This window comes from Ligaoa zhengdingensis, from assembly GCF_014384885.1.
Taxonomy (GTDB): domain Bacteria; phylum Bacillota; class Clostridia; order Oscillospirales; family Ruminococcaceae; genus Ligaoa; species Ligaoa zhengdingensis.
On sequence record NZ_JACRST010000005.1, the window covers coordinates 49,527 to 72,713 of the forward strand.

General features: G+C 51.1%; 19 protein-coding genes. 17 read left to right on the forward strand and 2 right to left on the reverse strand.

The genetic code is table 11. The features are described 5' to 3' along the window. Positions 1-55: 55 nt before the first annotated feature. From H8711_RS05360 to H8711_RS05380, 5 genes are read left to right on the forward strand one after another with little or no spacing between them, the layout of a single operon-like run. Positions 56-754 (forward strand): hypothetical protein, encoded by a 699-nt coding sequence (locus H8711_RS05360; RefSeq protein ID WP_008723343.1) that lies wholly within the window; start codon positions 56-58, stop codon positions 752-754. Beyond that, a complete protein-coding gene (locus tag H8711_RS05365; protein ID WP_249282469.1) occupies positions 741-2,849 on the forward strand; it encodes a type IA DNA topoisomerase in 2,109 nt (702 codons plus the stop codon). The genes H8711_RS05360 and H8711_RS05365 overlap by 14 nt, the downstream gene beginning before the upstream one ends. Then, the gene (locus H8711_RS05370; RefSeq protein ID WP_006059586.1) at positions 2,846-3,124 is read left to right on the forward strand and encodes a hypothetical protein; all 279 of its coding nucleotides are present in this window, start codon (positions 2,846-2,848) and stop codon (positions 3,122-3,124) included. The genes H8711_RS05365 and H8711_RS05370 overlap by 4 nt, the downstream gene beginning before the upstream one ends. A gap of 6 nt (positions 3,125-3,130) precedes the next feature. Further along, entirely contained in the window at positions 3,131-6,181 is a 3,051-nt protein-coding gene (locus H8711_RS05375; RefSeq protein WP_249282470.1) for an LPD28 domain-containing protein, read from the forward strand. A 1-nt stretch (position 6,182) separates the two neighbouring features. Next, a complete protein-coding gene (locus H8711_RS05380) occupies positions 6,183-6,398 on the forward strand; it encodes a transposon-transfer assisting family protein (RefSeq protein WP_249282471.1) in 216 nt (71 codons plus the stop codon). Positions 6,399-6,494: 96 nt separating this feature from the next. On the opposite strand, the gene H8711_RS05385 is transcribed toward H8711_RS05380, so the two are convergent. Further along, positions 6,495-7,262, reverse strand: coding sequence for a hypothetical protein (locus H8711_RS05385; protein WP_249282472.1), 768 nt, complete (start codon positions 7,260-7,262; stop codon positions 6,495-6,497). On the opposite strand from H8711_RS05385, the gene H8711_RS05390 reads away from it, so the two are divergent. The 9 genes from H8711_RS05390 (at position 7,249) to H8711_RS05430 (ending at position 20,234) form a co-directional block, all read left to right on the forward strand. Next, positions 7,249-7,605, forward strand: a complete 357-nt coding sequence (locus H8711_RS05390) for a TnpV protein (RefSeq protein WP_118583099.1) — start codon at positions 7,249-7,251, stop codon at positions 7,603-7,605. The genes H8711_RS05385 and H8711_RS05390 overlap by 14 nt on opposite strands. 830 nt (positions 7,606-8,435) lie before the next feature. Then, positions 8,436-15,260, forward strand: a complete 6,825-nt coding sequence (locus H8711_RS05395; RefSeq protein ID WP_430413570.1) for an SNF2-related protein — start codon at positions 8,436-8,438, stop codon at positions 15,258-15,260. Position 15,261: 1 nt separating this feature from the next. Beyond that, a complete protein-coding gene (locus tag H8711_RS05400; RefSeq protein WP_002595839.1) occupies positions 15,262-16,080 on the forward strand; it encodes a DUF3848 domain-containing protein in 819 nt (272 codons plus the stop codon). After that, positions 16,077-16,421 (forward strand): plasmid mobilization protein, encoded by a 345-nt coding sequence (locus H8711_RS05405; RefSeq protein WP_430413571.1) that lies wholly within the window; start codon positions 16,077-16,079, stop codon positions 16,419-16,421. The genes H8711_RS05400 and H8711_RS05405 overlap by 4 nt, the downstream gene beginning before the upstream one ends. A gap of 155 nt (positions 16,422-16,576) precedes the next feature. Then, complete coding sequence (locus H8711_RS05410) at positions 16,577-16,876, forward strand: CD1845 family protein (RefSeq protein WP_002588980.1); 300 nt, start codon at positions 16,577-16,579, stop codon at positions 16,874-16,876. Positions 16,877-16,999: 123 nt separating this feature from the next. Then, positions 17,000-17,593 (forward strand): type IV toxin-antitoxin system AbiEi family antitoxin domain-containing protein, encoded by a 594-nt coding sequence (locus tag H8711_RS05415; RefSeq protein ID WP_425516120.1) that lies wholly within the window; start codon positions 17,000-17,002, stop codon positions 17,591-17,593. Beyond that, positions 17,590-18,444, forward strand: coding sequence for a nucleotidyl transferase AbiEii/AbiGii toxin family protein (locus tag H8711_RS05420; RefSeq protein WP_002595844.1), 855 nt, complete (start codon positions 17,590-17,592; stop codon positions 18,442-18,444). Before H8711_RS05415 ends, H8711_RS05420 begins: the two co-directional genes overlap by 4 nt. Beyond that, positions 18,441-18,767 carry a hypothetical protein gene (locus H8711_RS05425; protein ID WP_006059593.1) on the forward strand — a complete coding sequence of 109 codons (327 nt, stop codon included), beginning with the start codon at positions 18,441-18,443 and terminating at the stop codon, positions 18,765-18,767. The genes H8711_RS05420 and H8711_RS05425 overlap by 4 nt, the downstream gene beginning before the upstream one ends. A gap of 54 nt (positions 18,768-18,821) precedes the next feature. Next, positions 18,822-20,234, forward strand: a complete 1,413-nt coding sequence (locus tag H8711_RS05430; RefSeq protein WP_249282474.1) for a relaxase/mobilization nuclease domain-containing protein — start codon at positions 18,822-18,824, stop codon at positions 20,232-20,234. 189 nt (positions 20,235-20,423) lie between these two features. On the opposite strand, the gene H8711_RS05435 is transcribed toward H8711_RS05430, so the two are convergent. Further along, positions 20,424-20,765, reverse strand: a complete 342-nt coding sequence (locus H8711_RS05435; protein WP_430413567.1) for a helix-turn-helix domain-containing protein — start codon at positions 20,763-20,765, stop codon at positions 20,424-20,426. Between the two features lie 130 nt (positions 20,766-20,895). Here H8711_RS05435 and H8711_RS05440 point away from each other — a divergent pair, with 130 nt between their 5' ends. The 3 genes from H8711_RS05440 to H8711_RS05450 all read left to right on the forward strand — a co-directional run bounded on the left by H8711_RS05440 (position 20,896) and on the right by H8711_RS05450 (position 23,178). Next, positions 20,896-21,438 carry an SLOG family protein gene (locus tag H8711_RS05440; RefSeq protein ID WP_117472352.1) on the forward strand — a complete coding sequence of 181 codons (543 nt, stop codon included), beginning with the start codon at positions 20,896-20,898 and terminating at the stop codon, positions 21,436-21,438. Between the two features lie 112 nt (positions 21,439-21,550). After that, complete coding sequence (locus H8711_RS05445) at positions 21,551-21,742, forward strand: hypothetical protein (protein ID WP_117472354.1); 192 nt, start codon at positions 21,551-21,553, stop codon at positions 21,740-21,742. Further along, the gene (locus tag H8711_RS05450; protein WP_242984369.1) at positions 21,739-23,178 is read left to right on the forward strand and encodes a DUF6138 family protein; all 1,440 of its coding nucleotides are present in this window, start codon (positions 21,739-21,741) and stop codon (positions 23,176-23,178) included. Before H8711_RS05445 ends, H8711_RS05450 begins: the two co-directional genes overlap by 4 nt. Positions 23,179-23,187: the final 9 nt, after the last annotated feature.

Genomic DNA, 23,187 nt, shown 5'->3' on the forward strand with positions numbered 1-23,187 from the left:
TACTGTAAATCCACACCCAAAATCAGCACATGGTCAAAGAAAGGAGGACCTCACAATGAACACATGGAACTGGTTATTACACTTTCTGATTATTTTTGATCTGGTCGCCTTCGGAATTTACTTTGGAGGAGACATTCTTTTCACTGCTATCAGCAAAGTTCAAAAAAAATCAAAGAAGGACGATGACTTGGATCTTTATGATTTTGAAATTGAGACCGCACCCCAAAAGCGCTCTTTATGTGTGGACTCAATCCGAATGCTTTATTCTGGTGAGATAGATGAATTTGTGGAAAAGGAACTGTTGCCTGATGCAGCGGAGACCATGAACGCTTTATCTGAAGCTGAAAAAACAGCAGTTAGCCTGTTACTAAAAGCTTATATCGGTTTTTTGAGCGAAGAAGCAACGGTAGATGAACAAAGTTTTCCCATGGTTAAGGAACTGTTGTCTTATACACAGGGCAGCAAAGAAGATGGTGAAAAAGATGCCATAGATTGTCTGATGGAAGATACGGTCAGCAGAACCCACAGACATCGAGAATATTACAACAATTATCAACGCTATCAACTGATGCAGGTGGATAAAGAGCGTGTGATTATGGCCTGCAATATCATAATCAATGATTTGATTGGCAGGTTGTACCGATATGATTATCGCTTTGGCTATGACATTACACTTGCCTCAGAACACAGCATTGCAAAAAAACTGTCTGATAATTGGCAGAATGAATGGGAGGCTGAAGATGATGAGATATAAACTGGTAATCGCTGAAAAACCATCGGTTGCACAAAGTCTGGCTGCGGTAATCGGTGCAACTGCTCGTAAGGATGGGTATCTGGAGGGTAACGGCTGGCGTGTCAGCTGGTGCGTGGGCCATCTGGCTGGTCTTGCGGATGCAGACAGTTATGATCCCAAGTATGCCAAGTGGCGATATGATGACCTGCCTATCCTGCCGGAGCATTGGCAGATGGTGGTGGGAAAGGATAAGAAAAAGCAGTTTGATATTCTCAAAAAGCTGATGAATGCCCCGGATGTGACGGAAGTGGTAAATGCCTGCGATGCCGGACGCGAGGGTGAGCTGATCTTCCGCAGCGTCTATGAGCTGGCAGACTGTCAAAAGCCTATGAAAAGGCTCTGGATTTCTTCGATGGAGGACTTTGCCATAAGGGAGGGCTTTGCAAACCTGCGCCCCGGTGCGGATTATGACGGACTTCGGGATGCTGCCCTCTGCCGTGCCAAGGCCGACTGGCTGGTGGGGATCAATGCCACAAGGCTTTTTTCCGTGCTGTACCACCGCACCCTCAACATCGGGCGCGTGATGTCCCCTACGCTGGCACTCATTGTCCAGCGAGAAGCTGAGATCGACACCTTTAAGCCGGTTCCCTTTTATACCGTGGCACTGGAGCTACCCGGTCTTACCGTATCCGGGGAGCGCATGGCGGATAAGGCCGCTGCCGAGCAGCTGAAAGAAGTCTGCCAGGGTGCAGCCGTCACGATCAAAAAGGTGGAGTGCAAGGAAAAGTCCGAAAAGCCGCCCGCCCTCTATGACCTGACTACTCTGCAAAGAGATGCCAACCGCTTGCTTGGATTTACAGCCCAGCAGACCCTGGACTATCTGCAAAGCCTGTATGAAAAGAAGCTCTGCACCTATCCCCGTACTGACAGCCGCTATCTGACCGGTGATATGGCAGACAGCCTGCCGGTGCTGGTCAATCTGGTTGCCAATGCTATGCCGTTTCGCAAAGGGATCGCCATTACCTGTGATCCGCAGCCAGTCATCAACGATAAGAAAGTAACCGACCACCACGCAGTAATCCCTACCAGAAATCTCAAGGATGCAGACCTTTCTGCCCTTCCTGCGGGAGAAAAAGCGGTGCTGGAGCTGGTGGCCCTGCGTCTGCTGTGTGCCGTAGCCCAGCCCCATATCTATTCGGAAACCGTTGTGATTGCCGACTGTGCCGGTGGGGAGTTTACCGCCAAAGGAAAAACAGTGAAGCACCCCGGATGGAAAGCACTGGAGGACGCTTACCGTGCCAAAATGAAGGATGCGGAGCCAAAAAAAGAGGGCGCAGAGAAAGCCCTGCCGGAGCTGACCGAAGGACAGACCCTTTCGGTTTCTGCGGCAATCGTCAAAGAAGGCAAAAGCAGTCCGCCCCAGCACTTTACGGAGGACACCCTATTGTCCGCGATGGAGACTGCCGGAAAAGAAGATATGCCGGAGGATGCCGAACGAAAAGGTCTGGGGACACCGGCCACCCGTGCCGGTATTTTGGAAAAGCTGGTATCTGCCGGTTTTCTGGAACGAAAAAAGAGCAGGAAAACGGTGCAGCTTCTCCCTTCCCACGATGCAGTTTCCCTTATCACCGTTCTGCCGGAACAGCTGCAATCGCCGCTTTTGACTGCCGAGTGGGAGTACCGCCTGGGCGAGATCGAGCGCGGGCAGCTTGCCCCGGAGGAGTTTTTGGACGGGATCAGCACCATGTTGGGAGACCTGGTGGGGACTTATCAGGTCATCAAGGGAACCGAGTACCTGTTCTCCCCGCCCCGTGAGGTGGTAGGCAAATGCCCCCGCTGCGGCGGTGAAGTTGCAGAACTGCAAAAAGGCTTCTTCTGTCAGAATGATTCTTGCAAATTTGCAATCTGGAAAAATAACAAATGGTGGGCTGCCAAGAAAAAACAGCCGACCAAGGCTGTGGTGTCTGCACTGCTGAAAGATGGCCGTGTCCGTGTAACGGGCCTATATTCGGAGAAAACCGGCAAGACCTACGATGCCACTGTGGTTTTGGAGGACGATGGACAGTACGCCAACTTCAAGCTGGAATTTGACCAGCGGAAAGGAGGCAGCCGATGAAGCTCTCTTTAGCGGAACGGGAAACCATTCTCCTCTATAACCAGGCAGAACCAATGGCTGAGGTCTACACCCACGATCCCCGTTTGATGGAGAAGCTGGAACTGCTGGCAAAAAAGCACCCCGACCAGATCACCCGAAAGGACGCCCATAACTTTACCGTCCCCAAGCGGTGTGTATCAGTCAGGGAGCCATACAGCGCCGAGCGTCGCAAAGCTGCCAGTGAGCGTGCGAAAGCTGCCGGATACCAGCCCCCTGTGAGAAAGTCCAGCAGTTAAAGGCACATGGCAGAGAATGTATTTGAAGCAGTCAAGCAGTCGGTCAGCACCAGAGAAGCGGCAGCGTTTTATGGGATCGAGGTCAAACGAAATGGTATGGCCTGCTGTCCCTTTCACGATGATAAGAACCCCAGCATGAAGGTAGATCAGCGGTTCCACTGCTTTGGCTGCGGTGCAGATGGGGATGTGATCGACTTTACCGCAAAGCTCTTTGACCTCTCCCCAAAAGAAGCGGCGGAGAAACTGGCACAGGACTTTGGCCTGATCTATGACAGTCAGGCCCCTCCCCGCAGGAGGTATGTCCGGCAGAAAACCGAGGCACAAAAGTTTCGGGAGGACCGGCAGCAGTGTTATCGCGTACTGTCCGATTACTACTATCTGCTGAAAAAATGGGAGGCCGACCATTCTCCCCGGACACCGGAGGAGAAACCGCACCCCCGCTTTGTGGAAGCAATCCATAAGAAAATCTATGTGGAGTACCTGCTGGATCTTTTTCTTTATGAAAGTGAAGAAGAACAAAAGGCATGGATTGCAGAACACACAGCAGAAATCACACACTTGGAAAGGAGATTGAAAATCATGGCTGAGAACAAACCCACCAACCGAGAGCGGCTAAGGGAAATCACAGACGGCATCGAGCAGGGCATCAAGGAACTGTTTGAGAGTGAAAAGTATATGCGCTATCTGTCCGTTATGTCCCGCTTCCACCGCTATTCGGTAAACAACACCATGCTCATCTATATGCAGAAGCCGGACGCCACTTTGGTAGCCGGATACAATAAGTGGAAAGACCAGTTTGAGCGTCATGTTAAAAAGGGAGAACATGGCATTACCATCATCGCCCCCACACCGTACAAGAAGAAAATCGAGGAGCAGAAACTGGACCCGGATACCAAGGCTCCGATTTTGGATAAAGACGGAAAGATCATCACAGAGGAAAAAGAAATCGAGATCCCCATGTTTCGCCCGGTCAAGGTCTTTGATGTGAGCCAGACCGATGGGAAACCTTTGCCGGAGCTTGCCTCCTCCCTTTCCGGCAATGTGCCCAATTATGAGGCATTCATGGAGGCCCTGCGCCGCAGTGCGCCGATGCCGATCACTTTTGAAGCAATGGCCGCCGATACGGACGGCTATTTTTCTGCCGATCATCAGAAAATCGCCATTCGTCAGGGCATGAGCGAGGTGCAGACGGTTTCGGCCACGGTTCACGAGATTGCCCACAGCAAGCTCCACAATCAGAAAAAGATTCAGATTGCCAATGACGAGCAATATCAGGAGATCGAGCTGTTTGATAAACCCGGTCTGTTCTCCAATGGGCGGATTGTCCGTGATAATCTGCCGGAGGGCGTTTATTGCTATGACCTGCGCGGTTCTGACTACGACCCCGGAGAGCCGGTCTGTGTAGAAGAACGAGTAGTTGTAAACCATGCAGGTTCCGTTCTGCTGATAGAGCCGCTGGAGCTGGCGGAAGATGGACGCCTGATGCTGACCGAGGAAGAAGGGCTGAATTTTGTTGGCGGCTTTTCTACTCTCGCCCAGTTTTTGCAGGAACAGAAGAAAGACCGTCACACGGAAGAAGTAGAGGCTGAAAGCATCTCCTATGCAGTCTGCAAATATTTTGGCATTGAAACCGGAGAAAACAGCTTCGGCTATATTGCCAGCTGGAGTCAGGGCAAGGAACTGAAAGAGCTGAGAGCCAGTTTGGAGACCATCAATAAGACCTCCGGCACTTTGATCTCTGACATTGAGCGCCACTATAAGGAAATATGCAAAGAGCGTGGAATTGACCCCAATGCAAAAAAAGAGCCGGAAATGGCGGTTCTTGATGCGGAGGCAAACCAGCAGGAGGCTTTGTTTCTAATTGACGATGCCACCTATCTTCATATTCAGCCCTGTGACAGCGGCTGGGACTACACCCTTTACGATGCCGCGTCCATGAAAGAGCTGGATGGCGGTCAGCTGGATATGTCGGAGCTTTCCTGTATGAAGGCAGTTCTCCAGATTTGTGATGATAACGATCTGGACAGCACTTCGCTCAGACGCGCTCCCTTGTTTATGGTTGAGACCTTGCAGGAAGCGGCCTATCAGCAAATGCAGGCAGAGACCAGTCAGATGACTGCTTCTTCCCAGCTGACGAAAGCGCAGGAGCAGGCACTGGATGAATACCCCATGCCGGATGAGCAGGTATCCACACCGGATATGCAGGAATATGGCTACTCCTATGATGGGATGCTCCCTGTTACCAGAGAACGGGCGCTGGAACTGGATGCCGCCGGTTTGACCGTCTATGTGCTGCATGAGGACAATACGGAGAGCATGGTGTTTGACCCGCAGGAAATCATGGATCATGGCGGTCTTTTCGGTGTGGACCGCGAGGAATGGGAGAAAAGCCCTCAGTTCCATGAAAAGGTCATGGAGCGTCAGGAACATCAGCAGGAACGCGAACAGGCATTTCTCTCCCAGAACAGAAACTGTTTTGCCATCTATCAGGTAAGTCGTGACGATCCGCAGAATGTGCGCTTTATGAATCTGGATTGGTTAAAGTCCCATGACATTTCCATAGACCGCAGCAATTATGACCTCATTTACACAGCTCCTCTGAGGGAGTCTGGCACTGTGCCGGAGCAGCTGGAAAAACTCTATCAGCAATTCAATCTGGAAAAGCCCGTGGACTTTCACAGTCCCTCCATGAGCGTCAGCGACATCGTTGCGATCAGACAGGACGGTAAGGTATCCTGTCATTACTGTGACAGCGTTGGTTTTACCCAGATCCCCGGATTCCTGCCAGAAAACCCGCTGAAAAATGCGGAAATGGCCCTGGAGGACGATTACGGCATGATCGACGGTATCATCAACAATGGCGCAAAAGAGCCTACGGTGGCAGAGCTGGAACAGCAGGCCCGCAGCGGTCAGCCCATTTCCCTGATGGAGTTGGCAGCCGCCACCCATCGGGAGGAACGGGAAAAGAAAAAGTCCGTCATGGAGCAGCTGAAAAGCCAGCCCAAGACAGAACACAAAAAGACAGCACCCAAAAAGAGTGCGGAAAGGGAGATTTGATATGGGAAACTTTACTTTTGAGGAAATGAACCTGATGTGCATTTACAATACCGGCAGCCGCACCGGGCTGATTGACAGTCTGCGTGAGATGCGCGGCGAGCTTTCGCCGGAGGAAACAGAGCTGAGAGAGTTGACCGACAGCACCCTTACGAAGCTCTGTGCGATGACCGATGAGAAGTTTGCCGAACTGGAGCTGTACCCGGATTTTGACCAGTAAACAACATAACCGCAGGGATGGGGTGGCGATCTGCCACCCCACCTTTTTACCCCAAAACTGAAAGGAGGACAGAACACTATGCCAACCAAAGCTGAACTATATGCACAGATGGCGGACAAAGTGGCAACACAGCTCACGGGGAGCTGGCAGGAATGGGCAGGGTTTCTCACTACTGCTTCCCGCCTTTACAAGTACCCGTTCCATGAGCAGCTGATGATCTATGCCCAGCGACCGGACGCCACCGCCTGTGCGGAGTACGATTTGTGGAATGAAAAGATGGGCCGTTATGTAAGGCGCGGTTCCAAGGGAATCGCTCTGGTGGATGATTCCGGGGACAGACCTCGCCTGCGTTATGTCTTTGACATTTCCGACACCGGAACCCGTGAACATTCCCGCACTCCCTGGCTGTGGCAGTTGGAGGAGCGCTATCTGGATTCCGTGCAGGCCATGCTGGAGCGCACCTATGATGTTTCCGGTGAGGATCTTGCCGGACAGCTCGCGGAGGTAGCCGGAAAACTGGCCGAGGAATACTGGACGGAGCATCAGCAGGACTTCTTCTATATCGTTGACGGTTCCTTTTTGGAGGAATATGATGAGTATAACATCGGAGTGCAGTTCAAGGCAGCCGCCACCGTCAGCATCACTTACGCTTTGATGTCCCGCTGTGGACTGGAGCCGGAACGCTACTTCGACCACGAAGATTTCATGGCGATCTTTGATTTCAACACCCCGTCCACCATCGGGGCGCTGGGAACAGCGGTCAGTCAGATCAACCAGCAGGTGCTGCGGCAGATCGGCGTCACCGTCCGAAATGCAGAGCGCGAAGCCAACCAAGAAAGGAGCAAACAAGATGAACAATCCCATGACCTATATCCAGAACGGAGACTATCTGATTCCCGACCTGAAGCTGAGCCAGCAGCCGGAGAAATCCCTGGGCAAGTACGGCAGGATGAGGAAAACCTATCTGAAGGAACACCGTCCCATCCTCTACAACCAGATGCTGCTGAGCGAGAAGCTGTACCCGCACCTTCTGGAGATCGACGAGACCGCCCAGAGCAGACTGGAGCAGATGATGCCCCAGCTGGCGAAGGAAGCGGGAGCCACCGAGGAACTGAAAGCCAGCGATCCCATGAAGTGGGTGGGGCTGATGAACACCTGCAAAGCTCAGGCCGAGGAAATCCTGATGGCGGAGCTTATCAACAGCTGACCCTAAACCTGTTCCTCTCCGAAGCGGAACAGATCCAATCCATAGATGAAGCAGAGAATGTAGCGCATACATCCTCTGCTTTTTCTTTTGCCCAAAATGACATCGACCATGTGCTGCGTTTGGGCGGCAATACAGACCGTCAAAGGGAGCGTGTGGTTGCAGCCTTTGAAAAGCAGAAAACCACCGCTGAGATTGCCGAGATACTGAAAACGCTGTACCACGGCGGCAATGGTCTTGGCAGTGTGAGCGCATGGTATGCCGAGGATGGTATCCATCTTTCACATGGGAAGTCTGTCCGTTATGACAGGTCTGCCCAGGTCATTTCCTGGGAGAGCGCCGCAGAGCGTATCGGGGAGCTTTTGGAGAGCGGCCAGTTTGCCTCCAATGTGGAGCTTGCAGAAGTGGCAGGCTATGAACGCTCCCTCCTTGCAGAAAAACTCTGGTATCTGTATCACGATCTTAGTGAGGGTGCCAGAGAAGCCGGATATTTGTCCTGCCTGTCAGAGATCAAAGGCAATGGTTTCCCGGAGGAGACTCGCCGCCTGACGGAGCAGCTGAGTGACCCGGCTTTCCGCCAGACCCTCAAGGAAGAATATGCCGCCTTCTGGACTGCCTATCAGCAGGACCGTGACCTGTTGCGCTTTCACTACCACAGACCAAAGGAAATCTGGGAGAACCTGAAGGACCTTGACCTGCCCCGCAGGACTTTTTCTTCGGATCTTTCTCAAGTGCCAACCGTTCAGCACTTCATTACCGAGGATGAGATCGACGCCGCTATGACCGGCGGCAGCAGTTTCGCCGGAGGAAAAGGCCGTATCTATGCGTTCTTCATGGCAAACCATACGGATAAGGAGAAAGTGAGATTCCTCAAAGACGAGTATGGCATTGGCGGACGCTCTCATGCCCTGTCCGGCGCAACACACAGCGGCGAAGATCACGATGGGAAAGGACTGCACTATAAAAAGCAGGACTGCCCGGATGTTCACTTGAACTGGGAAAAGGTTGCCAAGCGCATTACCTCACTTGTCCAGAAAGACCGCTATCTTACCGAACAGGAACAGGCACAGTATGACAAGATCCAGTCTGAACAGGAACTGGCCGAAGAAGATGCCATTCAAGCCCAGCAGCCGGAGATGGAGAAAGGAACACCAAAGCCTACCCTTGGGGAGCAGTTTGAGCAGTATAAGCCTGTGGTGACTGCCGCCATTTACGAGGATACCGCATATCGCAATGCCTGCGGTCATTCCGACCGTGAAAATGCTGTCATCGAGGGCAATGCCGCTGTGCGCCGTGCGATTCTTGGCTCTAAGGATATGGAGCTGATCCGCCTTTATTCGGATGTGCCGGAGTTCCGCCAGCGCCTGCACCGGGAAGTGATCGACGAAACCTATCCAAAGCTCCATGAGCTTCTGCGCCCTCTTTCTCAGGAAGATATTGATACTGCCCTTTGTGCATGGAACGGCAATATTGAGAGTAAACACGCTGTCGTCCGCTATATGAAAGATCATGCAAGAGAGAAAGATACCGCTGCATGGCTGGCTCAGGAATACGGCGGCAGCAACAGCCTGTTCGTTGTCCGTGCCGGAAGCCCGGAGGAAACGCAGCTGCCCTGGCCGAAGGTACAGCGCCGAATCGCCCAGCTCATTCAGGAGGACCGGTTCTATACCGAAGAAGAACAGGACCGTTTTGACAATATCGACCCTATCGCCATCCGGGAAGCCCTGGAGGAAAGAGGGATCGTCAACGGACAGGTGGCAGACCCGGAAAAACTGGACAATGACCCGTTTATCCAACAGGTGATGTCGGATGCCGAGCAGATCGCAGCTGCCGAGACAGAACAGACTTCCGAGGTTTCCATTTCCGATGAGGAATATGATGCAGTTCGCAGCCCAACTCCGCAAAGAACCTCCTATGACCCTGCCGCTCCGGTCTATGCCGTGGGCGATACCGTGTATATCGAGGATGACGCCTATCAGATCACTGAGCTGCGGGAGGACACCGTACAGCTTCTGCCCACCGGGATGGTATATCCCATCTACCGGACAGAGCGCAAAGAACAGTTCGAGCAGCTGCTTCGGGCAGACCGCCGCAATGCTTACTATACCGAATTTCTTCCTACTGACCCGGACAAGGCAGATCAGGACTTGCGGGATGTATTGGTCCATGGACTCATGGATGAAGCGGATAAACAGCAGCTTTCCACGCTGCTGCAATCCGGCAGGAGCAACAGCGAGATCGCCTACTGGTTGAGCAGAGCCTATTCCGGTGAGATCGAGACACTGAATCTGGAGACCGGCGATATTGCCGATTACCGTACCACGGCACAGGGCATGGAGCTGGAAGTCATGGATGCAGAGGAAAAGCGTCTGGCTATGCTGTATTTCCGCTGGGATGAGGTTGCGCCTTTGTTGCGCGGGATGTATACCCGTCAGCTGGATGGCTTTGGACAAGAACAGCCCCAACCGTCTGCCGAACCCCCAGCCTTTCATTCCGAGACCGTGGCCGTCTATCCGGGCGATAAGAACCATCTGCCTTATGATGTGGTGGTGGAACGGCTGCATATCGAGGAGCCAGAGCCGCCAGCCCCTGCAACAGAGCCGGAGAAAACCTTTGAGGAAGTGCTGGATGAACACCCGGTTTCCATTCAGGTCAACGGCCAGTGGCAGACCTTCCCCAATGCCAAAGCTGCCGAGGAAGCCTCCTATGAGGAATACAAGGCTAACCTGCGCCGCAATGCACAGAACTTCCGTATCACTGATGAGCATTTGGGTGAAGGCGGTCCAAAAGCCAAGTTCCAGGCAAATATCAATGCCATTCGTTTGCTGAAAGAGCTGGAAGTTGCCGGACAGCAGGCAAGCCCCGAACAACAGGAGATTCTTTCCCGTTATGTGGGCTGGGGCGGTCTTTCAGATGCCTTTGACCCGGAGAAACCGGCATGGGCTTCCGAGTATACCCAGCTGAAAGAGCTGCTGACCCCGGAGGAATATGCCGCCGCCAGAAGCTCTACCCTCAACGCCCATTACACCAGCCCTACGGTCATTCAGGCCATCTATGAAGCGGTGGGGCGCATGGGCTTTGAGACCGGAAATATTTTGGAGCCATCTATGGGTGTGGGCAATTTCTTCGGTATGCTGCCGGAGGAAATGCGAAACAGTCGTTTGTACGGTGTGGAGCTTGACCCGGTTTCCGGGCGTATCGCAAAGCAGCTCTATCCCAAGGCGGACATCACAGTAGGCGGCTTTGAGACCACTGACAGGCGGGACTTCTTTGACCTTGCCATCGGCAATGTGCCTTTTGGTCAGTATCAGGTCAATGACAAAGCCTACAACAAGCTGAATTTCAACATTCATAATTACTTTTTCGCCAAAGCACTGGATCAGGTGCGTCCCGGCGGTGTGGTAGCTTTTGTGACCTCCCGCTATACCATGGATGCCAAGGATTCCACCGTGCGCCGCTATCTTGCCCAGCGTGCCGAGCTGCTGGGAGCGATCCGTCTGCCTAATGACGCGTTCAAAAAGAATGCCGGTGCCGAGGTTGTATCGGACATTATCTTTCTCCAAAAGCGGGACCGTCCGCTGGACATCGTGCCGGAATGGACCCAGACCGGACAGACAGAGGATGGGTTTGCCATCAACCGGTATTTTATCGACCATCCGGAAATGGTGCTGGGCAGACAGGAGCCGGTAAGCACTGCTCATGGTATGGACTACACCGTGAACCCTATCGAGGGACTGGAGCTTTCCGACCAGCTGCATGATGCGGTGAAGTATATTCATGGCACTTATCAGGAGGCAGAGCTGCCGGAGCTGGGCGAAGGCGAAGCCATTGACACCTCCATTCCTGCCGACCCCAATGTGAAGAACTATTCCTATGCCATTGTAGACGGGCAGGTGTACTACCGGGAAAACAGTCGTATGGTGCGCCCTGACCTCAACGCCACCGCCGAAGCCCGCGTGAAAGGTCTTGTGGGACTGCGTGATTGTGTGCAGGAGCTGATCGACCTTCAGATGGATGCAGCGGTTCCAGACAGCACCATTCGGGAGAAGCAGGCGGAACTGAACCGGCTCTATGATAGCTTTTCTGCCAGATACGGTCTCATCAACGACCGTGCAAATCGGCTGGCCTATGCAGATGATTCTTCCTATTACCTGCTCTGTGCGCTGGAAGTTATCGACGAGGACGGAAAGCTGGAGCGCAAGGCGGATATGTTCACCAAACGGACCATCAAGCCCCATCAGGCAGTGGTTACTGTGGATACGGCAAGCGAAGCACTGGCGGTGTCCATCTCGGAAAAGGCCTGCGTAGATATGAGCTATATGAGTCGGCTTACCGGAAAAACAAAAGAAGAACTGGCCGGAGAGCTGCAAGGCGTGATCTTCCGTGTACCGGGACAGTTGGAGAAAGACGGCACACCCCATTTTGTGACTGCTGATGAATACCTTTCCGGCAATGTACGCCGCAAACTGCGTCAGGCGCAGCGGGCGGCGCAGCAGGACCCTTCTTTTGCAGTCAATGTGGAAGCTCTTACCGCCGCCCAGCCCAAAGACCTGGACGCGTCGGAGATCGAGGTGCGCCTTGGTGCCACCTGGATCGACAAGGAATATATCCAGCAGTTTATGTATGAGACCTTCAACACCCCGTTTTATCTCCAGCGCAGTATCGAGGTCAACTATTCGTCCTTTACCGCTGAATGGCAGATCAAGGGGAAATCTTCCGTATCCTACAACGATGTGGCAGCCTACACCACCTACGGAACCAGCCGTGCCAATGCCTACAAGATTTTGGAGGACAGCCTGAACCTGCGAGATGTCCGTATCTATGACACCATAGAGGACGCAGACGGAAAAGAGCGCCGCGTGCTGAACGCCAAGGAGACCACCCTGGCTGCACAAAAACAGCAGGCTATCCGGGAAGCCTTTAAGGACTGGATCTGGAGAGACCCGGAGCGCCGCCAGACTTTGGTGCGCCAGTACAACGAAGAAATGAACTCTACCCGTCCCCGCGAGTATGATGGCAGCCATATCACTTTTGGCGGCATGAACCCGGCCATTACCCTGCGGGAACACCAGAAAAGCGCTATCGCCCATGTGCTGTATGGAGGAAATACCCTGTTGGCACATGAAGTAGGCGCAGGCAAAACATTTGAGATGGTGGCTGCTTCGATGGAAGCCAAACGCCTGGGCTTGTGCCAGAAATCTCTCTTTGTGGTTCCCAACCACCTGACCGAGCAGTGGGCGTCGGAGTTTCTGCGCCTCTATCCCTCCGCCAACATCTTAGTTACCACCAAAAAGGACTTTGAGACCCATAACCGCAAGAAGTTCTGCGCCCGTATCGCGACCGGTGACTACGACGCCATCATCATGGGACACAGCCAGTTTGAGCGTATCCCCATCAGCCGGGAGCGTCAGGAACGGCTTCTCTATGAGCAGATCGACGAGATCACCGAGGGGATCGCAGAGGTGCAGACCAGCGGCGGCGAGCGTTTTACCGTCAAGCAGCTGGAGCGTACCAGAAAGTCTCTGGAAGCCAGACTGGAAAAGCTGCAAGCCGAGGGGCGAAAAGATGATGTGGTAACTTTTGAGCAGCTGGGTGTGGACCGGCTGTTTGTGGACGAGGCCCACAACTACAAGAACCTGTTTTTATACACAAAAATGCGGAATGTGGCTGGTCTTTCCACATCGGACGCGCAGAAATCCTCCGATATGTTTGCCAAGTGCCGCTATATGGATGAGATCACCGGAAACCGTGGCGTGATCTTTGCCACCGGCACACCGGTCAGCAACTCTATGACCGAGCTTTACACCATGCAGCGTTATCTTCAATATGAACGCCTGCAAGAACTGAACATGACCCACTTCGACTGCTGGGCTTCCCGATTTGGGGAGACCGTTACCGCATTGGAGCTGGCACCGGAAGGCACCGGCTACCGGGCAAGAACGAGATTCAGCAAGTTCTTTAACCTGCCGGAGCTGATGAACCTGTTCAAAGAAGTGGCCGACATTAAGACTGCCGACCAGCTGAATCTACCTACCCCGGAAGTGGAATACCACAACATCGTGGCGCAGCCTACCGAACATCAGCAGGAAATGGTCAAGGCCCTTTCGGAGCGCGCATCGCTGGTACACAGCGGAACCGTTGACCCGTCCCAGGACAATATGCTCAAGATTACCTCGGATGGCCGCAAGCTGGGGCTTGACCAGAGGATCGTCAACCAGATGCTGCCGGATGAACCCGGCACAAAGGTCAATCAGTGTGTGGACAACATCATGCAGATCTGGCGGGACGGCGAAGCGGACAAGCTGACCCAGCTGGTGTTCTGCGACATTTCTACACCACAGGCAAAAGCTCCTGCAAGCAAGGCGGCGAAAACGCTGGATAATCCACTGCTTCACGCACTGGAAAGCACTGTGCCTTTGCCGGAGCAGGAACCGGCCTTTACGGTATATGACGATATTCGTCAGAAACTCATTGCTCAGGGGATGCCTGCCGACCAGATCGCTTTTATCCATGAAGCAAACACCGAAGTGCGGAAAAAGGAGCTGTTTTCTAAAGTCCGTACCGGTCAGGTGCGTGTGCTTATGGGCAGCACCGCCAAGATGGGCGCAGGCACCAATGTGCAGGACCGTCTGGTGGCACTTCATGATCTGGACTGTCCGTGGAGGCCGGGAGACCTTGCCCAGCGCAAGGGCCGTATCGAGCGCCAGGGCAACCAGAATCCCCTTGTCCATGTGTACCGCTATGTGACCGAGGGAACCTTTGACGCATACCTCTGGCAGACGGTGGAGAACAAGCAGAAATTCATCAGCCAGATCATGACTTCTAAATCGCCGGTGCGCTCCTGCGATGATGTGGACGAAACGGCGCTTTCCTTTGCCGAGATCAAGGCTCTGTGCGCCGGAGACCCCCGTATCAAAGAGCGTATGGATCTGGATGTGGAGGTATCCCGCCTGAAGCTGATGAAAGCCGACCACCAGAGTAAGCAGTACCGCTTGGAGGATCAGTTGCTCAAATATTTCCCGGAGGAGATTGAAAAGCACAAGGGCTTTATCAAAGGCTTTGAATCTGACCTGGAGGTTTTGGCAGCTCACCCGCACCCGGAGGACGGTTTTGCTGGTATGGAAATCTGCGGCGATCTGCTGACCGATAAGGAGAACGCCGGCGCAGCCCTTTTGGATGCCTGCAAGGAGGTCAAAACCTCCGATCCGGTGCAGATCGGCAGCTACCGGGGCTATGCCATGTCTGTGGAATTTTCCGCTTGGAAACAGGAATATACGCTCCTGCTGAAAGGACAGATGACCCACCGGGCAACCCTTGGTACAGACCCTCGCGGAAATCTTACCCGTATCGACAATGCCCTCGCCCAGATGCCCCAGCGTCTGGAGGCGGCAAAGGCCCAGCTGGATAACCTCTATCAGCAGCAGGCTGCCGCAAAGGAGGAAGTTGGAAAGCCATTCCTTTATGAAGAAGAACTGAGAAGCAAAAACGCCCGTCTGGTGGAGCTGGATACCCTGCTCAACATCGACGGAAAGGGACCGGCACACGATGAAGCTGTCGTTGCCAAAAGCACACGGCCTTCGGTATTGGATCATCTGAAACGCCCGGTGCCACCCCGCAGTACTGACAAGAAACCAAAACAACATGAGGAGGTGCGATAACATGAATACCAACGATCTGAATACAGCTCTTTATGAAAAGATGGCCGCTGAGCAGGACAAATACAGGGACTGGCTGAAAAGCCAGCCCCCGGAAGAAATCCTGCACCACACTTATGAGTACACCATCCGTGAGGACATCGTGATGGCGATGGAGGAACTGGAGCTGACCGACGCCCAGGCTCAGGCGCTTTTGGAATCTCCTTCGCCGCTGGAAGATGTGTACCGTTATTTTGAAAAGCTGGAGACCGGCTATATGGATGTGATCCGGGACAGTATTGAGAACCGTGCCGACGATGTGTGCAGAGCTAAAGAGGAACTGCGAACAACACCGGTCTATCCACACTCTGCCGCCTATGCGAGAGAACATAGGGAACTGGAGCAGTACCGAGCTTCCAACAATGTAAATCTCCAATGCAAGGAGTCCATTGAAGCGGCGGTGCGGGAATACTTCGACGGAATGTATCTCAGTCACGATGCGGCAAAGGGTGTGATCGAGACCTATGGCATGGAGCGTGTGGCTTTGGTTCTGGCCAACACCGTCCAGCTTCAGGACTGGGATGGGCGCTACTCCCGACGCAATAAGGAATGGGCTAAGACCATTCCCAACGAGAACCCCGAAACCGTCCGTTGTGGTTATGTCCTGAACAGCCACCCTGCTGTGCTGGATGGCTTTATTGATCTGGTGCGAGAAGAACAGCAGCGTAGCCGTACTCAGGGAGAAAAACTGCAACCGTCCCGCCCCTCAGTACGGGATAAGCTCAAACAGGAGCTGCCTGCCCATAAGCCTGCCGCCCCGAAGAAACGGGAGCCGGAGCGATAACTATGGCAAAGCGTAAGCGGGATATGCAATTAAACTTTAGAGTTTCAGCGGAGGAGCTTGCTGTGATTGAGCAAAAAATGTCTCAGTTTGGAACCTCCAACCGTGAAGCCTATCTAAGAAAAATGGCGCTGGATGGGTATGTAGTCAAGCTGGAGCTGCCGGAGCTGAAGGAGCTTGTTTCCCTGATGCGCCGAAGCAGCAACAACTTAAACCAGCTGACCCGTAAAGTGCATGAGACTGGGCGGGTTTATGATGCTGACTTGGAGGATATATCCCAGCGGCAGGAACAGTTATGGGAGGGCGTAGAGGAAATCATTACCCAGCTTTCCAAACTCTTATAACAGGGATAGATACTCCATTTGCGGAGGGAGGAACGGCATTACTTCGCTGCTCCTCTCTCCGCTTTTTCTTTTTATCGGTATCCTTGTCTTTTGCCTGCCCATGCCGGATAATATGATTAGAAAAGATACCAAGAACGCTGCAAGGAGGAAATGACATGAAGATTTTGAAAGGGCTTTTGATGATTATAACTGCACCGGTCATTTTGGTTCTGACACTTTTTGTCTGGCTCTGCACGGGGCTGATCTACATATCCGGTCTGGTGCTCGGCCTGTTCAGTACCGTGATTGCTCTGCTTGGTGTGGCTGTGCTGCTTACCTATTCCCCGCAGAATGGTGTGATTCTGCTGGTCATGGCATTTTTGATTAGCCCGATGGGGCTGCCACTGGCTGCAATCTGGCTGATGGGTAAGGTGCAGAGTTTGAAATTTGCAATTCAGGAGTTGGTTTATGGATAAAAATACGCAAAACCATAAAATGCCAGACACCGTCTGTTAAATTTGGGAAAAGGAATTTTATATCCATGACTTTACTTTTGAACTAATATTGAATATAATATTAGTACGAAAGGAAGTGACATGATGGGACAATTTGAACAGCTGGATCAGATGCTAACAGCACAAGAAGGAATGCTGCGAACATCACAGGTCGTATCCTCTGGAATTTCAAAGCCGGTATTTTATGATTATGTGCGTTCACGAGATTTGGATAGAGTTGCACATGGGATTTATCTGTCCAAAGATTCCTGGGTGGATGCCATGTATCTGCTTCATTTGCGATTTGAACAAGCAGTATTTTCACATGAAACAGCTTTATTTTTTCACGATCTGACAGACCGTGAACCAATAGAATATACAGTTACGGTCAAAACTGGATGCAATCCAAGCAAAATGAAAGCAGAAGGCATTCAAGTTTTTACGATTAAAGCAGACTTACATGATGTAGGACTTACAACAGCGAAAACTCCGTTCGGGCATACTGTGCCGGTTTATGATATGGAGCGAACGATCTGTGATTTGCTCAGAAGCCGTAGCAGAATTGAAATTCAGACCTTTCAGGGAGCACTGAAAGCGTATGCCCGTAGAAAAGATAAGAACCTGCGAGCTTTAATGCAATATGCTGGGATGTTCAAGGTGGAAAAAATTTTACGACAGTATTTGGAGGTACTTTTATGATAAAAACAGCAAGGCAGCTTAAAGATTTAATACGAAACCTTTCCAGAGAAAAATCCGCAGATGCTCAGATTTTAATGAGGAACTACATGATGGAGCGTTTTTTGGAGCGTATTTCTCTTTCTGAGTATCGTGATAAGTTTATCTTGAAGGGTGGTATGTTGGTAGCGGCTATGGTTGGATTGGATGCCCGCTCTACGATGGATTTGGATGCAACCATAAAAGGAGCTAATGTTAATGTGGAGGATATTGAGAATCTAATTTCATCAATCGTAACTGTTCCGATTGATGATGGTGTTAAATTTCAGCTGAAAAGTATTTCGGAGATTATGGATGAAGCAGAGTATCCGGGGATTCGTGTCAGCATGAGTACAACATTCGATGGTGTAGTGACCCCTTTGAAAATTGATATTTCTACGGGAGATGCAATCACTCCAAGAGAGGTTCGGTATTCATTCAAACTTATGCTGGAAGATCGCTCCATTGATATTTGGGCTTATAATTTAGAAACTGTGCTGGCAGAAAAACTGGAAACCATTATTACCAGAACCACAACCAATACCCGCATGAGAGATTTCTACGATATTTACATTTTAGAACAGCTGCATGGAACCACGCTGAACCCGAAAATTTTACATGATGCGCTTCTGGCAACTGCTCATAAACGGGGATCGGAGAAGTATCTTAACCAGGCTGAAGAAGTTTTTGACGAAGTGGAAAATGATTCGGTTATGCAAAAACTTTGGGAGGCATACCGTAAAAAGTTTTCTTATGCTTCTGATTTGGAATGGGATGTGATTATGAAAGCAATTCGCAGGTTATATGTTCTTTGCGAGAAGGGCATCAGCTTATGAAAAAGCATGGACACTATTGTAAAGTTTGTGGTGAATACAAAGCCAACGAAAAATTTTCAGGCAAAGGTCATGCATCCCACATTTGTAAATCCTGTGCTTCGCTACCAGCAGAAACGCAGGCTGAACTGATGACACTGAATCGTCTTTTGAATCTTCCATGGAGGCTATCGAAAGAGCAGTTGTCCTGGCTGAAAAATCGACTAAAGGATAGGCGGCCTGATGTCCGTGCATTGGCGCAAGAGCAATATGAAATGAGATTTCCACCAAGACACTTAGAAGATGATGAGTTCAATTTTTTCGATGAAGAAAGTTTTATAGAATAGTGAAAGCGGTCTGCTATGGCAGGCCGTTTTCTTTTCGGGAAGGAGGTCTGACCTATGGCAACTACAAGAATCATGCCGCTTCATGTTGGCAAGGGTCGCACAGAAAGTCGGGCAATCAGTGACATCATCGACTATGTAGCAAATCCACAGAAAACAGATAACGGCAAGCTCATTACCGGCTATGCGTGTGACAGCCGGACTGCGGATGCGGAGTTCCTTCTGGCAAAGCGGCAGTACATTGCCGCTACCGGACGAGTGCGTGGCGCGGATGATGTGATTGCCTATCATGTGCGCCAGTCCTTCCGCCCCGGCGAGATTACCTCAGAAGAAGCAAACCGGCTGGGTGTAGAATTTGCAAAGCGTTTTACTAAAGGCAATCATGCCTTTGTAGTCTGCACTCACATAGACAAGTCGCACATTCATAATCACATTATCTGGTCATCGGTCAGCTTAGAATATGACCGGAAGTTCCGCAATTTTTGGGGTAGCACCAAGGCGGTTCGTCGGCTGAGTGACACCATCTGTATTGAGAATGGACTGTCCATTGTAGAGAATCCGAAACCTCACGGAAAGAGCTATAACAAATGGCTGGGCGATCAGGCAAAGCCTTCTCACCGAGAGCTGCTTCGTGTGGCGATTGACAATGCATTATCACAAAGTCCTGCTAATTTTGAGGAGCTGCTAAAGCTGCTGCAAGAGTCCGGCTGTGAGGTATCAAAGCGCGGAAAATCGTATCGTTTGAAACTCCCCGGCTGGGAGAAAGCCGCCCGAATGGACAGCCTGGGCGAAGGATATGGATTAGATGATTTGCAGGCGGTTCTCTCCGGGAAGAAAACGCATACCCCACGAAAGAAAATAGTTACACAGGCAGAGACGCAGAAGGTCAATCTGCTGGTGGACATTCAGGCAAAATTGCAGGCAGGAAAAGGTGCTGGCTATGCGCGATGGGCTAAAGTTTTCAATCTGAAGCAAATGGCGCAGACCATGAACTACCTATCAGAGCATAACCTGCTGGAGTATGCGGTTTTGGAAGAAAAGGCTGCGGCCGCCACGGCACATCACAATGAGCTTTCGGCGCAAATTAAGGAGGCTGAAAAGCGTATGGCAGAGATCGCTGTTTTGCGTACTCACATCGTAAATTATGCCAAGACCCGTGAGGTCTATGTGGACTACCGCAAGGCCGGCTACTCTAAGAAATTCCGGGAGGAACATGAGGAAGAAATTCTGCTCCACCAGGCTGCTAAGAATGCCTTTGATGAGATGGGCGTCAAGAAGCTGCCCAAGGTCAAAGAGTTGCAGACGGAGTACGCGAAATTGCTGGAAGAAAAGAAAAAGACCTATGCCGAGTACCGGCGTTCCCGTGAAGAAATGCGGGAGCTTTTAACGGCAAAGGCTAATGTAGACCGAGTGCTGAAAATGGAGGTAGAACAGGATGTTGAAAAAGAAAAAGACCACGGCCAGCGGTAAGCTGGTCCTGGTCAAAAGCGTTCGCAGAACGCGCAGCCACAGAATGAAATTCTGTGTTCAAAGGGGCTTGGGGGCGCTGCCCTCAACAAGCAGCTTGTGGCGAAATGGATAGCCACAAGCATTGCTTGCCACAATATGCTACGCATAAAATAAAAAAACTAACGACGGGACGCTTACTGCCTCCTATCGTTAGCTTTCTGTGTTTAAGCGACTTATAAAACCAATCAGCATAATCAGATCGTCATCTGACATCTTTCTCATTCCGTCCAAAGCCTTCTTGATAAGCTGAGGGTTATTCTCCTGTGCATCAAAAAATTGAAGCGGCGTGATTTCAAAATACTCACAGATGTTGAGAAACTGCTTCATAGACGGCATAGAACGCCCGGAAGAAATCGCCTGAATATAGCTTCTGTTCTGCCCTAACTCCATGCTCATCTGATATTCTGAAACGCCTTTTTTCAATCGTAATTCTGTGATTCGATTGCGGATAAATTCTTCGTCCATACGCTCACCTCTCTGCTCTTTTAGCATAGCAGAAAGCAATTCTTGATACTTCGTATGTATTGTGTTATAATTTTGTAATATAACCTTTATACGCATTATTATTTGCGTTATTTTTGCTTTATATGCGTAATCACGGCAGTTATCAAGGGTGATTTATATGAATCAGTATGCCTGCGCCATTACCGGCCACCGACCAACAAGATTTTGCTTTGGATATAATGAGGAAGATCCCCTATGCCAAAAACTAAAAGAATGTCTCCTGGAGCAGTTTCGGATACTCCATGACGAGAAATTTGTCTGTACTTTTTTTGTCGGCGGTGCTCTTGGTGTGGATATGTGGGCTGGAGAACAGCTGCTGACATTGAGAGCACAAACGGGATACGAGGATATTAAAATTATCGTTGTAGTTCCCTTCATCGGCTATGACTCTAAATGGCCGGATCAGAGTAAACATAGATTGAAAAAGCTGATCCAAAACGCAAACGATTCTATTGTTATTTCACATTCTGCGGATGTTTCCAGTTATAAAAAAAGAAATTATTATATGGTCGATCATGCAGAGTACCTTATCGGTGTGTTTGATAATCAGAAAAAGCTGCGCTCCGGCACAGCACAGACAGTCAATTATGCCTTACGGAATGGAAAAGCAATCACTCTGATCCATCCAGATACTATGGAAATAACAACCCCTACGACTTAACAAATTCACAAAAATTTTTCATTGGCATTTCCAACAAAATATTTTCATTGAAGGAGTGCTGTGATATAATATAATAAAATATAAAACTATGCTCAGAACAAATGGTGCCGCTATGAACAAATATATTGAACAGCAATTTGCTGCTTTAAGATACGAAAAAAATATTTTGGTTGTTGAAGAAACTACATCTGCTGGTGGATGCGGCTCCTTCAACGCGGCTTCTTCATGTCCTGCGTCAGCCTGTCTTTATGACAGTGCGGCGTGGGGCATTTTTTATTGTTCGGAAAGAGGTGGCCTGATATGAATTTACCAAAACGAAATAGTGCGGACGGGCGCTGTTACTGGATGAAGCCAGAGGTGCAGGAAGAACTGCAACCGCTCTTTGACCAGTGCATCCAGGATGCCATTGACGGGAAAATCACGCGGCTTGATGATTCCCACTGGCCGCCGGTAGTGGTCAGCAGTCAAGGTGCACCCTTTGAGGTATGGCAACTGCTTAGGGCATGGACCGAAATACAGCGGGCCGAGACCCTGGATGCGGAAAAGGCCATCGCCTTCAGCGAAAACCTGCGCCGCCAGAGCCGCTGGGGTGAAATTGACCACCATCTACTTGATATGCTGAAACGGGAACTACAAGAGAAGTATTTTGTTGCAACAGGCGATGAAGATGATCGCTTCTGGGATCGGGAGTATTCCCTGAAACCAGGTATTCGTGCAGAGCAGGTCCCGGAGCCACTGCTGCGCTTTGCCTGCTATGTGGCGGTGAGCTATAAGGTATATGGTATGGACTTTCAGTATCTGGACACCAATTACCTCTTTGGATTGGTGGAGAAAGTCCGTCCCGATATGGTAAAAAAACTCCGGGACCATGGAACCGGCAGGTTGCCCCTAAACCTGCAAAAGCGGAAAACAGATCACTTCACCGCATCGGCCAACGATGCCTTTGCTGTGATCCGTATTACTGCCAGGGACAACACAGAGGAATGCTGCCACGAAGTGCTGGACTACCTGTGTGAGATTCTGGAGCAGGAGGACTTTCCCCGCAGCTATGCGGTGGAGTTCAAAGGGCCGGAAAAGAGCTATCTTCCCATCACAGGACTGCCCAAAAAGGGAGTAAACCAGCTCTTTGCCTGTGCCGTGCAGTACCCTGGCCTCCACCCCCTGATGGAACGGTACGCCCGGCTTGCCATGCGGCAATATGAGCAGTACACCAATCTCAGCGATGAGCAGTGCGCGCTCCCCGGAAGTTTTGCCGTGTTCGCCCTGGGAATGCTGGGGCAAGAATGGTGGCAACTGGTATGGGATTATCTCGATCTCTGCGATGATGAGCACTCCCACTTACAGGAAAAATTCCTCCGGGAGTATGTGAAACAGTTCAGATTTACCGCTGATACCGTCCCTGTATTTGTCCGTGGGGTGCTGTCCATGCAGAACATGAAGTATTCCAAGGACTATGCCGCGTGGATGGCAAACGCAGAAAGCCTGGACGCTCTGCTGGAGGCAAAAATCCATCTGTCCGAGATCGTTCCAAGCGGTTTTTCCTCCGACGAGGATGACGATGATGACGAGGACGAGGAACCCGACGAGGAAACAGAAGCCAGCCCGGAGGAAGTACTGCAATACGCATGGGAAACGGTCTGCTATGTGATCTGGGGCAAAGCCAGCGCCAAGGGTGGTCAGAAAGTGGTGGAAGCAGCTCCGGAGGAGCTGAGAGAACAATATCAGAAAATTTTTCAATAGACTATAAGG

Bases quoted from the DNA above. Each gene is read 5' to 3' on its own strand.
- H8711_RS05360 (WP_008723343.1), top strand. From the start codon at position 56: ATGAACACATGGAACTGGTTATTACACTTTCTGATTATTTTTGATCTG.
- H8711_RS05365 (WP_249282469.1), top strand. From the start codon at position 741: ATGATGAGATATAAACTGGTAATCGCTGAAAAACCATCGGTTGCACAA.
- H8711_RS05370 (WP_006059586.1), top strand. From the start codon at position 2,846: ATGAAGCTCTCTTTAGCGGAACGGGAAACCATTCTCCTCTATAACCAG.
- H8711_RS05375 (WP_249282470.1), top strand. From the start codon at position 3,131: ATGGCAGAGAATGTATTTGAAGCAGTCAAGCAGTCGGTCAGCACCAGA.
- H8711_RS05380 (WP_249282471.1), top strand. From the start codon at position 6,183: ATGGGAAACTTTACTTTTGAGGAAATGAACCTGATGTGCATTTACAAT.
- H8711_RS05390 (WP_118583099.1), top strand. From the start codon at position 7,249: ATGAACAATCCCATGACCTATATCCAGAACGGAGACTATCTGATTCCC.
- H8711_RS05385 (WP_249282472.1), bottom strand. From the start codon at position 7,262: ATGGGATTGTTCATCTTGTTTGCTCCTTTCTTGGTTGGCTTCGCGCTC.
- H8711_RS05395 (WP_430413570.1), top strand. From the start codon at position 8,436: ATGGCAAACCATACGGATAAGGAGAAAGTGAGATTCCTCAAAGACGAG.
- H8711_RS05400 (WP_002595839.1), top strand. From the start codon at position 15,262: ATGAATACCAACGATCTGAATACAGCTCTTTATGAAAAGATGGCCGCT.
- H8711_RS05410 (WP_002588980.1), top strand. From the start codon at position 16,577: ATGAAGATTTTGAAAGGGCTTTTGATGATTATAACTGCACCGGTCATT.
- H8711_RS05415 (WP_425516120.1), top strand. From the start codon at position 17,000: ATGGGACAATTTGAACAGCTGGATCAGATGCTAACAGCACAAGAAGGA.
- H8711_RS05420 (WP_002595844.1), top strand. From the start codon at position 17,590: ATGATAAAAACAGCAAGGCAGCTTAAAGATTTAATACGAAACCTTTCC.
- H8711_RS05425 (WP_006059593.1), top strand. From the start codon at position 18,441: ATGAAAAAGCATGGACACTATTGTAAAGTTTGTGGTGAATACAAAGCC.
- H8711_RS05430 (WP_249282474.1), top strand. From the start codon at position 18,822: ATGGCAACTACAAGAATCATGCCGCTTCATGTTGGCAAGGGTCGCACA.
- H8711_RS05435 (WP_430413567.1), bottom strand. From the start codon at position 20,765: ATGCTAAAAGAGCAGAGAGGTGAGCGTATGGACGAAGAATTTATCCGC.
- H8711_RS05440 (WP_117472352.1), top strand. From the start codon at position 20,896: ATGAATCAGTATGCCTGCGCCATTACCGGCCACCGACCAACAAGATTT.
- H8711_RS05445 (WP_117472354.1), top strand. From the start codon at position 21,551: ATGAACAAATATATTGAACAGCAATTTGCTGCTTTAAGATACGAAAAA.
- H8711_RS05450 (WP_242984369.1), top strand. From the start codon at position 21,739: ATGAATTTACCAAAACGAAATAGTGCGGACGGGCGCTGTTACTGGATG.